Source organism: Martelella sp. UBA3392 (genome assembly GCF_002358775.1).
GTDB lineage: Bacteria > Pseudomonadota > Alphaproteobacteria > Rhizobiales > Rhizobiaceae > Martelella > Martelella mediterranea.
Genome location: NZ_DEPM01000297.1, coordinates 1 through 12,161, shown reverse-complemented (window position 1 = coordinate 12,161; position 12,161 = coordinate 1). Strand labels below are relative to the sequence as shown.

The 12,161-nt window shown below is 62.8% G+C and carries 15 protein-coding genes and 2 pseudogenes; 10 read left to right on the top strand and 7 right to left on the bottom strand.

Going from position 1 to position 12,161, the window contains the following annotated elements:
- A partial coding sequence (locus B4E36_RS23190) for a LysR substrate-binding domain-containing protein (protein WP_345900866.1) occupies nt 1-853 on the top strand: 853 nt, incomplete at its 5' end.
- Nucleotides 854-862: 9 nt separating this feature from the next.
- Here the strand turns inward: B4E36_RS23190 and B4E36_RS23185 are convergent.
- Both B4E36_RS23185 and B4E36_RS23180 read right to left on the bottom strand, forming a co-directional pair.
- A complete protein-coding gene (locus B4E36_RS23185; protein WP_292058809.1) occupies nt 863-2,011 on the bottom strand; it encodes an aminotransferase class V-fold PLP-dependent enzyme in 1,149 nt (382 codons plus the stop codon).
- Nucleotides 2,012-2,021: 10 nt separating this feature from the next.
- A complete protein-coding gene (locus tag B4E36_RS23180) occupies nt 2,022-3,017 on the bottom strand; it encodes an ornithine cyclodeaminase family protein (protein ID WP_345900865.1) in 996 nt (331 codons plus the stop codon).
- A 250-nt stretch (nt 3,018-3,267) separates the two neighbouring features.
- Between B4E36_RS23180 and B4E36_RS23175 the strand changes: the two genes are divergently transcribed.
- The 6 genes and pseudogenes from B4E36_RS23175 to B4E36_RS23150 all read left to right on the top strand — a co-directional run bounded on the left by B4E36_RS23175 (nt 3,268) and on the right by B4E36_RS23150 (nt 7,183).
- Nucleotides 3,268-3,612, top strand: a complete 345-nt coding sequence (locus B4E36_RS23175; protein WP_292058812.1) for a RidA family protein — start codon at nt 3,268-3,270, stop codon at nt 3,610-3,612.
- Nucleotides 3,609-3,950: a (2Fe-2S)-binding protein gene (locus tag B4E36_RS23170; protein WP_414673821.1), complete on the top strand. Its 342-nt coding sequence runs from the start codon at nt 3,609-3,611 to the stop codon at nt 3,948-3,950. Before B4E36_RS23175 ends, B4E36_RS23170 begins: the two co-directional genes overlap by 4 nt.
- On the top strand, nt 3,947-5,356 hold the full coding sequence (locus B4E36_RS23165; RefSeq protein WP_292058813.1) for an NAD(P)/FAD-dependent oxidoreductase: 1,410 nt from the start codon (nt 3,947-3,949) through the stop codon (nt 5,354-5,356). Before B4E36_RS23170 ends, B4E36_RS23165 begins: the two co-directional genes overlap by 4 nt.
- Nucleotides 5,346-6,452, top strand: coding sequence for an NAD(P)/FAD-dependent oxidoreductase (locus B4E36_RS23160; protein ID WP_292058814.1), 1,107 nt, complete (start codon nt 5,346-5,348; stop codon nt 6,450-6,452). Before B4E36_RS23165 ends, B4E36_RS23160 begins: the two co-directional genes overlap by 11 nt.
- Nucleotides 6,453-6,589: 137 nt before the next feature.
- Nucleotides 6,590-6,870: pseudogene (locus B4E36_RS23155) on the top strand (type II toxin-antitoxin system RelE/ParE family toxin).
- Between the two features lie 16 nt (nt 6,871-6,886).
- The gene (locus B4E36_RS23150; protein WP_018064118.1) at nt 6,887-7,183 is read left to right on the top strand and encodes a HigA family addiction module antitoxin; all 297 of its coding nucleotides are present in this window, start codon (nt 6,887-6,889) and stop codon (nt 7,181-7,183) included.
- Between the two features lie 91 nt (nt 7,184-7,274).
- Here the strand turns inward: B4E36_RS23150 and B4E36_RS23145 are convergent, their stop codons facing one another.
- The 4 genes from B4E36_RS23145 to B4E36_RS23135 form a co-directional block, all read right to left on the bottom strand.
- Nucleotides 7,275-8,396, bottom strand: a complete 1,122-nt coding sequence (locus B4E36_RS23145; protein ID WP_345900864.1) for a Gfo/Idh/MocA family oxidoreductase — start codon at nt 8,394-8,396, stop codon at nt 7,275-7,277.
- A gap of 192 nt (nt 8,397-8,588) precedes the next feature.
- Nucleotides 8,589-8,720, bottom strand: coding sequence for a helix-turn-helix domain-containing protein (locus B4E36_RS24395; protein ID WP_414673822.1), 132 nt, complete (start codon nt 8,718-8,720; stop codon nt 8,589-8,591).
- Nucleotides 8,721-8,831: 111 nt separating this feature from the next.
- Entirely contained in the window at nt 8,832-9,401 is a 570-nt protein-coding gene (locus tag B4E36_RS23140) for a hypothetical protein (RefSeq protein WP_292055293.1), read from the bottom strand.
- 244 nt (nt 9,402-9,645) lie between these two features.
- Nucleotides 9,646-10,005 (bottom strand): winged helix-turn-helix transcriptional regulator, encoded by a 360-nt coding sequence (locus B4E36_RS23135; protein ID WP_292055294.1) that lies wholly within the window; start codon nt 10,003-10,005, stop codon nt 9,646-9,648.
- A gap of 130 nt (nt 10,006-10,135) precedes the next feature.
- Between B4E36_RS23135 and B4E36_RS23130 the strand changes: the two genes are divergently transcribed.
- The 3 genes from B4E36_RS23130 (at nt 10,136) to B4E36_RS23120 (ending at nt 11,711) form a co-directional block, all read left to right on the top strand.
- Entirely contained in the window at nt 10,136-11,026 is an 891-nt protein-coding gene (locus tag B4E36_RS23130; RefSeq protein WP_292055295.1) for an SDR family oxidoreductase, read from the top strand.
- 105 nt (nt 11,027-11,131) lie between these two features.
- On the top strand, nt 11,132-11,341 hold the full coding sequence (locus B4E36_RS23125; protein ID WP_230720976.1) for a hypothetical protein: 210 nt from the start codon (nt 11,132-11,134) through the stop codon (nt 11,339-11,341).
- Between the two features lie 22 nt (nt 11,342-11,363).
- On the top strand, nt 11,364-11,711 hold the full coding sequence (locus B4E36_RS23120; RefSeq protein ID WP_292055296.1) for a cupin domain-containing protein: 348 nt from the start codon (nt 11,364-11,366) through the stop codon (nt 11,709-11,711).
- Nucleotides 11,712-11,837: 126 nt separating this feature from the next.
- On the opposite strand, the pseudogene B4E36_RS23115 reads toward B4E36_RS23120, so the two are convergent.
- Nucleotides 11,838-12,161: pseudogene (locus B4E36_RS23115) on the bottom strand (tryptophan synthase subunit beta); the annotation flags it as partial.

Sequence of the window (12,161 nt, the reverse complement as noted above, 5' to 3'; positions counted from 1 at the left end):
CGTCAGCAAGATATTGCTGCAGCTCACCGCCAAGACCGGCTTCCCGCTGTTTCGCAACCACCGCCAGCGGCTGGTGCCGACGCCTGAGGCGCATATGCTCTACGCCGAGGTCAAGCGGGTTTTCGAATCCGTGCGCGGCATTTCGACGGCCGCCCGCGAAATCCGCGAACTGCGGAGCGGAAGGCTGAATGTTGCAGCGCTTCCGGCCTTCGGCCTGACGCTGCTGCCCTCGATCGTTGCGAGCTTCACGCGGGAATACCCGGATGTCTCGATCACCCTCGACATCCGCAGTTCCGCCACCATCGTCCAGCGCACCAGCCGCAACCAGCTTGATGTGGCCGTGGCGGCCGAGGTGGATGATGAAAGCCCCTCGGTCGTCCGCCGTTCGCTGGTCGCGACGCCGCCGGTCTGTATCATGCCGAAGGGGCATCCGCTTTCGCGCCTGTCGGCCGTTCAGGTCGATGATCTCGATGGTCAGGACTTCGTGTCACTCGGCGTCGGCGACCGGATGCGCCGCCAGCTTGACGATCTCTGCAAGGAACGCGGCGTGACGCGCCGCACCAAGCTTGAGGCCGCGCTTTCGGATACCTGCGTCAACCTCGTTGCCGAAGGCGTCGGCGTTGCCGTCATCGACCGGCTTTCAGCCTGGATGGCAAGGGACAAGGCCATCGAAATCCGCGATTTCCGCCCCCATCTCGACGTCAATCTCAGCGTCTACCGGCCATGGGGCACGATCGCCTCCTCCGTAGCCGATACCTTCATCGAGCACCTGATCCAGAAGACCCGGGAGACCATGAATGTGGTCGACCGCGAGATCGGAGCGCTCAGCAGCCCGCCCGGCGATCAGACCTGACGCCAGGGCTCATGCGGTAACCGCCCGCAGTGCCCTGAACAGGCTCCGCACATCGCCTTCATCGTTATAGATATGCGGAGAGACCCGCATCTTCGTGCCGCGCACGGTGACGTGGACGCCCTTTTCCTTCAGCATGCTGGCGAGCCCGTCGCGATAGCGCTCGCCGAGTTCGATGACGGCGATGTGGCCGACGCGCATGGCGGGGTCCGGCCCGCCGAGCCCCATGGCTTCCGCCTCCGTCCAGATCAGCCGGTTGAGACGGGCAAGCCGTTGGTGAACGGCCGCGCCGCCGAAGCTCTTCAGCAATTCCATGGATTTGAGCGCAACCGGCAGCACGGCGAAGTCGGAGCGTTCGCCCATATCGAAACGGCGGGCGCCAGGCAGATAGCCGGGCATGGTCTCCAGGTAGAAATCGGGACGTTCGCCGCCGGCGCGGTTCCATGAATGGAACTCGATCGGCCGCCCAGCCTGCTGCCATTTCTCGGATGCATAAAGAAAACCCAGCCTATAAGGCCCGAGCAGAAATTTATAGGTGGCGAAGGACAGAAAATCCGGCTGGATACGCGCGACGTCGAAGGGAACCGCCCCGACCCATTGCGTGCCGTCCATCACCAGAGCCGCTCCGACTGTCCTTGCGGCGTCGGCGACCGCTTCGATATCGACCGTCATGCCTTCGAACCAGTGCAGGATCGTGCCGGCCACGACGGCGACCGGGACATCGCTATGGCGGATCGCCGCGACGAGGGCCGCGCCCCATTCCTCGCCGTCGCGTCGTGACACCGCGACCACCTTCGCGCCGCGCGCCCGGGCAAGCTCGTACCAGGCATAGCGGTGCGATGTATGCTCGTTTTCCATCATGATGATCGCCGAGCCCTCGGGAACGGCGACATTCGCGGCGGCCACCGCGATGCCATAACTGGTCGCCGGGATCACCGCGATATCATCAGCCCTCGCGCCGATGAAGGACGCCGCGAGCCCACGGGCCGCCTCAACCTCGTCATAGAAGTTCCCGATGGTCATATCCCAGGGTGCCGCCTTCACCCCTGCGCCCTTTCTCCCGGCCTCCTCGGCGATGCGCGGGATCGGCGAGATGTAGGCCGCATCGAGATAGCTGATGTGATCGGGGATCGAAAACAGGTGTTTCTGGCATTCGAGCATGATGTCCTCGCTACAATGTCACGGTCACGCCAAGGCCGCGCTCTTGGGCCCTGAAATAGATGAAACGGGCAAGCTCGATATCCTGGGCCGGCACGCCGAGGGAGCGATAGAGCGTGATTTCGTCCGCGTTCTCCCGTCCGGGGAGCGCTCCCGCAAACACCGCGCCGATTTCACCCCTTATATGGCCGCGGTCCATGAGGCCGGCCTCCAGCGGATCGATCAGATCGGATGCGGAGACCAGCGCCATTGGCATGTAGTCGACGAAAACCTTCGCGCGCAGCACACAATCCGTATCGATTTCGCGAAGGCCGGCGACGCTCGCGCCGACCGCGTTCACATGCGTGCCCGGGGAGAGCCACGCGCCGTGCAGCACCGGTTCGGCGGCCGATGTCACGGTGCAGACGATATCCGCCTCCGACACCGCGGCGCGCGCGTCGCCAAACGCCGTCGCCGCAATGCCCTTGTCGCGCTGGCGGCGGGCGAAGGCTTCGGCCTTCCGCCGATCGCGGCCCCAGACCCGGACATGATGAAGCGGTCGCACCAGCGCGATCGCGTCGACATGCCGGTCGGCCTGCTCGCCATAGCCGAGAACCGCAAGCTCGTCCGCATCCTCTCGAGCAAGCGTCCGCGTGGCGGCGGCGCTCGCGGCGGGCGTCCTGAGCCCGGTGATCGCATGGGCATTAATCAGCGCCACCGGGTGGCCGTGGTCGCCGTCAAACAGCAATACGCCGCCCTGATGCGAGTGCAGTCCGTGCCGGAAATTGTCGGGATAGACCGATTGCACCTTGGCGCCAGCCTGCGGACCTTCGGCGGCGACCATTACGGAAAGGCAGGTGCCAGCCATGCCCGGCAGCGCCAGAGTGCGACGGATATCCTGCGCAATGCGGCCGTCAGACGTCTTTATCAGCGCGCTTGTCGCCAGCGCGACCGTCTCTTCGGGTGTGACCAGCGCTTCGGCGGTCGCTCCATCGATCACAAGCAATGGCGGCGCATTCATCCCGGCCATGGGCTCCCCTCGCACATTCGCATGGTCCAAGAGATAGCATCGCCTACCTTCCGCCGGAGAACAAACTTGATAACCAATAGCCATAAATTGACCGGCTGATCTTATAGGACCGCCCGCGTTCCCTCCCTTCATAACTATTGATTATAAGCCGGAAGGTTGGGGTTGTTTGCGCCCCGCGACCGGCTGTTCCAGAAAATACCTCATGTACCGGCCTTCCGTCCGGAGGGCGCAAACGTGAAATGAGGGGCCCATGAATATCCAACGCTTTGACAAGACCGCGCGGCTTTCGCGCGTCGTCGTTCATGGCAACACCGCTTATTTCTCCGGACTGACGGCGGATGACCGCGGCAAGGATACCCAAGGCCAGACGGCGGAAATCCTCGCCAAGGCCGACGCCTATCTTAAAACCCTCGGGGTAGATCGCAACGCGGTCCTCTCCGCCACGATCTGGCTCCGCGATATCGGCGATTTCGACCTGATGAACGCGGCGTGGACGGCCTGGATCGACGCGCCGCCGGCGCGCGCCACCGTCGAGGCCGTTCTCGGTCTGCCGAACATCCGGGTCGAAATCCAGTTCACGGTCGCGATCGCATGATGATCGGTCAGCAGAAAGGGGATGCTGTGTTCAGCAAGGTCAATGTCGCCGATCAGCGCGCGACGATAACCGTCGAAATCGACGGTCGGACGGTGACCTGCCGCAAGGGTGATACCGTTGCGGCCGCCGCGTTGCTCGCGGACGACGGGCCCTATCGGCGCAACCCGGTTTCGGGCGCGGCGCGGGAACCTTATTGCATGATGGGCATCTGCTTCGAGTGTCTGATCGAAATCGATGGCGTGGCCAATCAGCAGGGCTGCCTGCGCACCGTCGAGCCCGGCATGCGCATTCGCCGCCAGCGCGACGTGCGGCCCCTGCGGGAAAGTGACGAAGCATGAGCCGCGATATCTGCATCATCGGCGGCGGCCCCGCCGGCATGGCGGCCGCCAGCATGGCCGCCCGACATGGCCTTTCCGTCACCCTGATCGACGAGCGCCCGAGCGCGGGCGGCCAGATCTATCGGGGGCTGGAGGATGGCCCATTGAAGGACAAGCTCGGCCCCGACTACGTGGCCGGAACAAGCCTGACCGATCGTTTCCGCAAGGCGGATGTCGACGCCCATTTCGGCGCCAGTCTCTGGCGGGTGGATCACGGCGACAAGGGCGGCTTTGCAAGCTTCACCAGCGGCGGCGTCTCCCGCCGCGTTGCCTACAAAAACCTGGTCCTAGCCACCGGCGCGATGGAGCGACCGGTGCCCTTCGAGGGCTGGACCCTGCCGGGCGTGATGGGCGTCGGCGCGGCGCAGCTTCTGCTGAAATCCTCCGGCATTGCGCCGGCGGACCGGGTCGTGCTTGCCGGCAATGGGCCGCTGCTGCTGCTGTTTGCAAACCAGTTGCTCGATCTCGGGGTGAAGGTCTCGGCGATCCTCGACACGGCGCCCAGGAAAAACCCGGCGGCAGTCGCCGCTCGTCATCTGCCGGCATTGTTTGCCAACCGCGCAAAGCTCGCCAAAGGCCTCGCCATGCAACGCGCCATCCGCGCCGCCGGCATAAAGGTTCACCGCGATGTCTCGACGCTCCGGGCGCTCGGCAAGGAGCGGGTCGAGGCGGTGGCCTTCACCGCGAACGGCAACAGTCATGATTTGCCTGTCGATACGCTGCTGACCCATGAGGGGGTCATACCCAATACCCAGCTTTCCCGCGCTCTGAACTGCGCCCATGTCTGGGATGCCGGGCAGAACTGCCTGTGCCCGGACGTCGATCGCTTCGGCGAAACCGGCCTTGCGGGCGTCTTTGTCGTCGGCGATGGCGCTGCCATCAATGGCGCGACCGCGGCCCCCGCCTCCGCCGAAATCGCCGTCGGGCGGATACTGGAACAGGCCGGCATGCTCGATGACGCCGGGCGCGCCGCCGTCACTGCGGCGCATACCGTGATGAAACGCGAGCGCGCCTTCCGCCCCTTCCTCGATGCGCTCTACCCGCCGCGCATCGCGACCGCCCCGCTTTCGGACGCAACGCTTGTGTGCCGCTGCGAGGCGGTGAGCGCCGGCGCCATGCGGCAGGCGGTGCGCGATGGCGCAACCGGCCCTGCCCAGGCCAAGGTCTTCACCCGGGCCGGCATGGGGCCGTGCCAGGGCCGCGTCTGCGGGCCGATCGTCACCGACCTGATCGCGCAGGAACGCCACAGTTCCCCCGCAGAGGTCGGCGCCTATCACGTCCGCTTCCCGCTCAAGCCGGTAACGGTGGGCGAGATGGCGAAAAGCCGCGACAAAGACAATCAGGACGAGGCCCATCATGCAGCTTGAAACAGACGTAGCGGTCATCGGCGGCGGGCTGGTCGGCATCGCGCTCGGCTACGGCCTCTCTTTGCGCGGCATCGACAATGTCGTGCTCGATGAAGGCGACGATGCGATCCGCGCCAGCCGCGGCAATTTCGGCCTCGTCTGGGTGCAGGCTAAGGGGCTCGGCCTGCCCGCCTACAGCAATTGGGCAATGCATGCGGTCTCGCGCTGGCCGGCGCTTTCCGATCAGCTTCTGGCGGAAACCGGCATCGATGTCGAACTGGTGCAGAATGGCGGGCTGTACCTCTGCCGCACGCCCGAGGAGCTCGCAACGCGCGCGGCCAATCTGGCGACCATCCAGTCGCGCCATGCCGGCGATTATGACTACGATATTCTCGACAATGCAGCGCTGCGCCGGCTGGTCCCCGAGATCGGCCCCGATGTGCCGGGCGCCAGCTATTCGCGCTATGACGGACAGGCCAATCCGTTGCGGTTGCTCCAGGCCTTCCATCGCGCCTATCAGAAGCGCGGCGGTCGCGCGCTCGCCAATAGCGGGGTACTCGATATCACCCGGCGGGGCGAAAAATTCGTGCTGAAAACCGCGCGCGGCGAAATTGTCGCCGGGCGTATCGCGCTGGCCGCCGGCCTCGGCAATGCCGGTCTCGGCGACATGCTGGGCGTCAAGATCCCGCTTGTACCCGTGCGCGGCCAGGTGCTCGTCACCGAGCGGGTGCCGATGAAGCTCGACTATGCGATCGAACAGGTTCGGGGCACCGGTGACGGCACGCTGATGATCGGCGGAAGCTGGGAGGAAGAGGCTGGATACGACCTCGGCACCACCTTCGACGTCACCACGAGGATCGCCGCCGAGTCGATGTTCTTCTTCCCATTCCTCGAAAATATCCGGGTCGTTCGAAGCTGGTCGGCGCTGCGCATCATCACGCCCGATGCGGCGCCCGCCTACGAAGAAGTCGTCCCCGGCGCCTTCCTGATCACCTGCCACAGCGGCGTATCGCTTGCCGCGCTTCACGCCTATGAAAGCGCCGGCTGGCTTGAAGAGGGAAGGATTCCCGAACAGATGGAGCCCTTCTCGCTCGCCCGGTTTTCCGGCGAGGGATAATTTAGGTCGTGTCGCCGGTTCAGCGCGTCCATCTTATGAACCGCGAGAAGTTCCGGACTTTTTTGTATCGTGACGTGATACGTATCGCTTGATAGGGAGGCGTATCATGCTATGATACAAACAGAAAAGGAAGACAGGTGATCCGATCCTATCGCAATGCCCGACGGAGAGTGTCGCCAGCGGCAAGGCGCCGAAAGGCTTTCCTGCCGATATAGTGCGCGCGGCGATCCGAAAGCTCACGATGATTGACAATGCGTACGCCCTGAATGATTTGCGCTCGCCGCCGGGCAACAGGCTGGAAGCGTTGAAGGGCAATAGAAAAGGTCAGTACTCGATCAGGATCAACGATCAGTGGCGCATCTGCTTTGTCTGGACGGATGGCGGCGCGGAAGATGTCGAAATCGTCGATTACCATTGAGAAAAGGACAGGAACCATGGCCAGCATTCTGCCGCCGGTCCACCCGGGTGAAATCCTGCGGGAAGAATACCTGATCCCGCTGAACATGAGCGCTGGCGCGCTGGCGAAGCGCCTTCACGTGCCGCGCACCCGCATCGAACGGATCGCAAAGGAGGAAACGGCGATCACCCCGGATACGGCGCTGCGGCTCGCCAAATTCTTCCGCACCACGCCGCAATTCTGGCTGAACATGCAGGACAGCTTCGATCTGAAGCGCCAGGCGGAAGCGCTGAAGGGCGAGATCGACGCGATCGAGGCATTCGAAGCAGCGTGAGACAAGCGAAAAGCCCGCGCTCAGCCTACCCGGACATCCACGGCGCGCAACACGCTCGCTGAACTGCCGGAGTCAGGCGGCAATTGCGCCATCAATCATAGCCGATATCGACCCAGCCGCGCTTTTCATGCGCTTCGGCCATGGCGTGGACCGCGCGTTCGATTTCGACGCCTTTGTCGAAATCGATCACATGGGCAGGCTCTCCAGCCATCGCGGCAATCAGGTGGCGACACTCGATCACCTTGAGGTCGTTGAAGCCGAGACCGTGGCCGGGCGCGGGAATGAACTGGCCATAGGGCGGGTGGGCCGGGCCGGCGAGAATCCGGGCATAGCCGGCCTCCTCGGCCGGCCCGCCGGCGCGGTAGATTTCCACCTCGTTCATGCGCTCCTGATCATAGGTGATCGATCCGGCCGAGCCGAAGATCTGGATGGCGATCCGGCCCTTGCGACCCCAGGCTGCGCGATTGGCCATCAGCACGCCGGACGCGCCGTCTTCCATGCGAAACAGAACGCTGGCGATATCATGGGTTTCCACCGCACGCTTCCCGCCGGCCTTCAGCGGGCGTTCGGCGTAGGGCTTGGCCATATCCGTAGTGACGCTTGCAAGCCGGCCGAACAGTATCCGGATCAGCGACAGCGGATGCACGGCGAAATCGTCGAGCGCGCCATAGCCGGAACTCGCCTCGCTCTTCCAGTAGAAGAACTGCTCCGGATCGGCCATGAAGTCCTCGTCCATCTCGATGCGGATGTGGTTGACCGTGCCGATCGCCCCGTGCTCGAGGAAGCTTGCGATCTGGCGGATCATGGGGTTCTGGATGTAATTATAGCCGAGCACGGCGGCGCGGCCCGCGCTGCGGGCTGCCGCGCGCATCTTGAGCGCGTCGTCGAATTTCGGCGCCATAGGCTTCTCGCACCAGACGTGCTTGCCGCTCTCCAGCGCCGCGATCGCCATATCCGGATGAAAGGCATTCGGCGCGGCAATCGAGATCACGTCCACCTCCGGGTCCGCAATGAGATCGCGCCAGCTGCCGGTGGCCTTCTCGAAACCGAAGGCGTTCGCCTTTTCGCGCGCGAGATCGCGATCGACCTCGGCCAGATGCACGAGCCGGACCGGCGGGCAATCGCCGAATGTCGGACCGACGGCATTCCATGCCAGAGCATGGCATTTGCCCATATAGCCGGTTCCGATCAGGCCAATTCCGATAGACGACATGCGCTAGCCTCCCGCGCCCCTCAGGCGCATTGATTGCAGGTTATGGTGCAGATGTTACAGGACCAAGGGATATTCATTTTATTTCATAATTCAATATTATAGAATAAAAATTACATTCCGGAGCCTATGTCGCGGCGGCCGGAGCTGATGGGGCACCATTGCGGGCTCCGCCTTCTGGGGAAGCGTAGATCATCAGAAACCGAACCTGGAAATCGTTTCGCGCAGAGCCCGCCTCGGGGCCTGCAAAATCCGTGCGGCTTCCGCGACATTGTTGCCGGAGGTCGCAAGCGTCCGCTGGATCAGGGACTTTTCATATTGCCTGATTTCGTCATTCAGGCCGGCGGACGGCGCAGATTGCGCATCGCCGCGCGATCCGGTTTGGCGGCGCTTGCAGCAGAAAGTGAAGCGCTCCGGCGAAAAGCGTCCAAGTGCCGTTCAGTTCAGGGCGCCGTAGAGCACGGTGATCCAGACGGTGTTGCCTGCAAGCCAGCCCAGTCCAAGCCACATCAGTTTCCGGTTGTCTTCGGTTCTCATCGCGATCAGGGCGACCACGGTTCCGGCAATGAGGCGGAAGCCATACCAGACGCCAAGGGACGTCAGGTGCTCTCGTCCCTTGATGAGCGTGTCGACCAGATCGAGGGCGAAAGAGATCGCGAACAGGGCAAAGAACGCGGACCGCCGCCGGAAGAAGAAATCCTCCCGATCAACCTGCCCCTGAATGTGGTCGGGATAAAGCAGGGTCGACATCAGGAAAAACAGCGAGGCGTAGGACAGAACGAATATGTAGATCCAGAAATTCCATTGGGTGATCAGGCGAAGGGCGAACTCCCACCACCAGAAGTGCACGGCGCCGAGAAGAAGCACCAGCGACCAGACGATCTGGACATGCATGCCGTTGGTCTTGATCGGCTCCTGCAGGCGTCGGGAAAGACCGGACAATACGCGCGTGATCGCCAGCCCGAGGATGAGGCTGACCAATATCCGCAAATGTCCATATGCATCCATGTCCGATACCCGTTTCAAGCGCGCCCCGCCGTTCCAGGGCGACGGCGGAAGCATAACCATTTGAATCGGGTTCCGCCAAGCCGGCCCGCGAGCCTGATCGCAGATGCGCCGCAATGGCAGGGAAAAGCCGAATGGAAGGCGCTGGTTCCAGCGCGGGAACCAGCGGGGCAGACCAAGAATGGCCGGGAAGACGACCTTCGCGCACAGCGCAGCGCGCCATCGCGGCCACCTTGCCAGCGAGGCGTCAAGCCATCTTCGTCCCATGATCCCGGTTTTGTACGATCCTTGCGACCTCGTCGTTGTGGTGCGTTCCCCATTCGCATAGCGGCGCGAGCACCTGGGCGAGGCTTCGGCCAAACTCCGTCAATTCATACTCGACGTGCGGCGGCACTGTTTGGAAGTCGATGCGACGAACGACGCCGTCATCCGTCAGTTCCTTCAGATGCTGGATCAGCATTTTCTCGCTCACATTGGTGACGAGCCTGCGCAGTTGCCCGGTGCGCTTTGAGCCGAAAGCGAGATGATAGACGATAAGCGGCTTCCACTTGCCGCCGAGGATGGCCAGAACCGCTTCCAGGCCACACCGGAAATGCGTCTCGGTCATTTTGATCTCCCAAATTCGATACTTACAAAATAGTGGGTACTGGAACGAAAGTCTGCAGCGTCTTAACTGGGTCGAACGACGATGTCGACGCTCCGCGCCGCACCAACCGCATAAACCGAAAGGAAAATCCATGACCAGGATCCTCGTCACCGGCGCGACCGGTAATATCGGCCGCATGACCCTGCAGCATCTTCTGAAACGCCTGCCCGTCAGCGATCTGGTCGGCCTTGCCCGCGACCCGGCCAAGGCGGCGGATCTCGCCGCCAAGGGGATCGAAATTCGCCAGGGCGACTATTTCGATCATGAGGGGCTGGTGCGCGCCTTCGAGGGCATTGGCAAGGTCATGCTCGTGTCCGCCACGGCCTTTACCGATCGCAATACCCAGCACGACAACGTCATCAACGCGGCAAAGCAGGCCGGCGTCGGGCATATCGTCTTCATGCCGATCATCCAGAAGGCGGGTTCCGGCTTCCACATGCCGCAGGTCACCGAAGAGGATCGCTTCGTCGAAAAAAGCCTGAAGGCGTCCGGCCTGGTCTACACGCTGGTGCGTCATCCGCCATTTCTCGAGAATATCGAAAACTATGCAGGCGGAGCCCCTCTGGAAAAAGGCGTCCTTGCGCCGGCGGGGGCGGGCAAGGCGGCTTACGCCAGCCGTGAGGATCTGGCAGAGGCGCACGCCGTCGTGCTGAGCGAAGACGGGCACGCGTACAAGGACTACGCGCTTTACGGCGGTCCGGCCGTGTCCTTCGCCGACATTGCGCAGATTCTTTCCGATATCAGCGGCAAGCCCGTACCGTTCAACGCCATTACGGAGCAGGATTACGTCGCCCAGTTGATGTCACTGGGCCTGCCCGAGCCGGCTGCTGCTTTCATTCTGACATGGGTGCAGGGCGTCAATGCCGGCGAATGGGACGGTGAGAGCGGGGATCTGGAAAAACTCCTCGGCCGCAAGCCGACAACGCCGGCCGAGTACCTGCGCGCAGTCCATGCTCCCCGCCGCCTTGAAACCGAAACCTGACCCGGCAGAGAGCGATCGGACCATGGATGTCGAGACTGGCGGGACCCCAGAATTGCCAATGTCGGTTGCTAGCTGACCGACCTAACCAAATGAGGAGGTTCAGAAATGACGTCAAATATCATCGACCAGGTCGCTCTGGCTCTGTTTGCCAGTGATGGAATGAAGATCGCAACCCCCGGCACCACTCTTCAGCAATCCTGGGACCGGATGCCTGAAAAACATGCGCTCTACCGCGAGCGGGCGCTCGTGTTCCTGAAAGTGATGGGGGAACAGATGTCGGGGCTCGCCGACGCCGAAATCGCAAAACGTGAATAGCGAGAACGCGGAAAGGAAAGAAATGAAAGTTCGCAGATTTGAACCTGCCGATGCCGTTTTCGAACGCTCGCCGGGACAGGACGCCGACATTTTCGCCGCCAACATGGCGGATCAACAGCAAGGGGGGCCAATCACGGTCGGATATGGACGCTACGGCCCCGACCAGGTTCTGGAGACAGATATCGTCGTCGACGACGTGATGGTGGTCCTTGAAGGAAGGGTCTCGGTTGAAGCCGACGGCGAGACCCTGACCGCCGGCCCCGGCGAAATTATCTATATGCCGAAGGGGAACGCCGTGATCATTCGCTCCCACGCGGAAGGCGCGCTGACCGCCTATGTCACCTATCCTCACTGGTCGGAAGCGGAATAGCATTGCGAAAGAGGCCGGCGCCTGAGGCAACGCGCCGGCCTTGGCTTCACTGGAGACGATCTGGAGCGTTTGACCGAATGGCCGCTATCGTCTCCGAGGCGTGGGCCCCAATGGGATACCGACTGGCTAGCGCGCGGCACCATCTGCGTCCCGAAACTCGTTCAGAACGAAATCGACATCCTTGTCGCCCCGACCGGACAGGTTGACCAGAATGGTTTCCGAGGGCGGGCGGCGCTTTGCCAATTTGATCGCGAATGCCAGCGCATGGCAACTCTCGAGCGCCGGGATGATCCCTTCCGACTTTGCAAAGCGAAAGAAGGTGGCAATCACCTCATCATTCGAGATCGCCGCGACCTTCAGGCGCCCTTCCTCATGCAGCATCGCGATCTCTGGCCCGACCCCGGGATAGACCAGGCCGGATGCGACAGACGACACCTTCGAAGGCGTCCC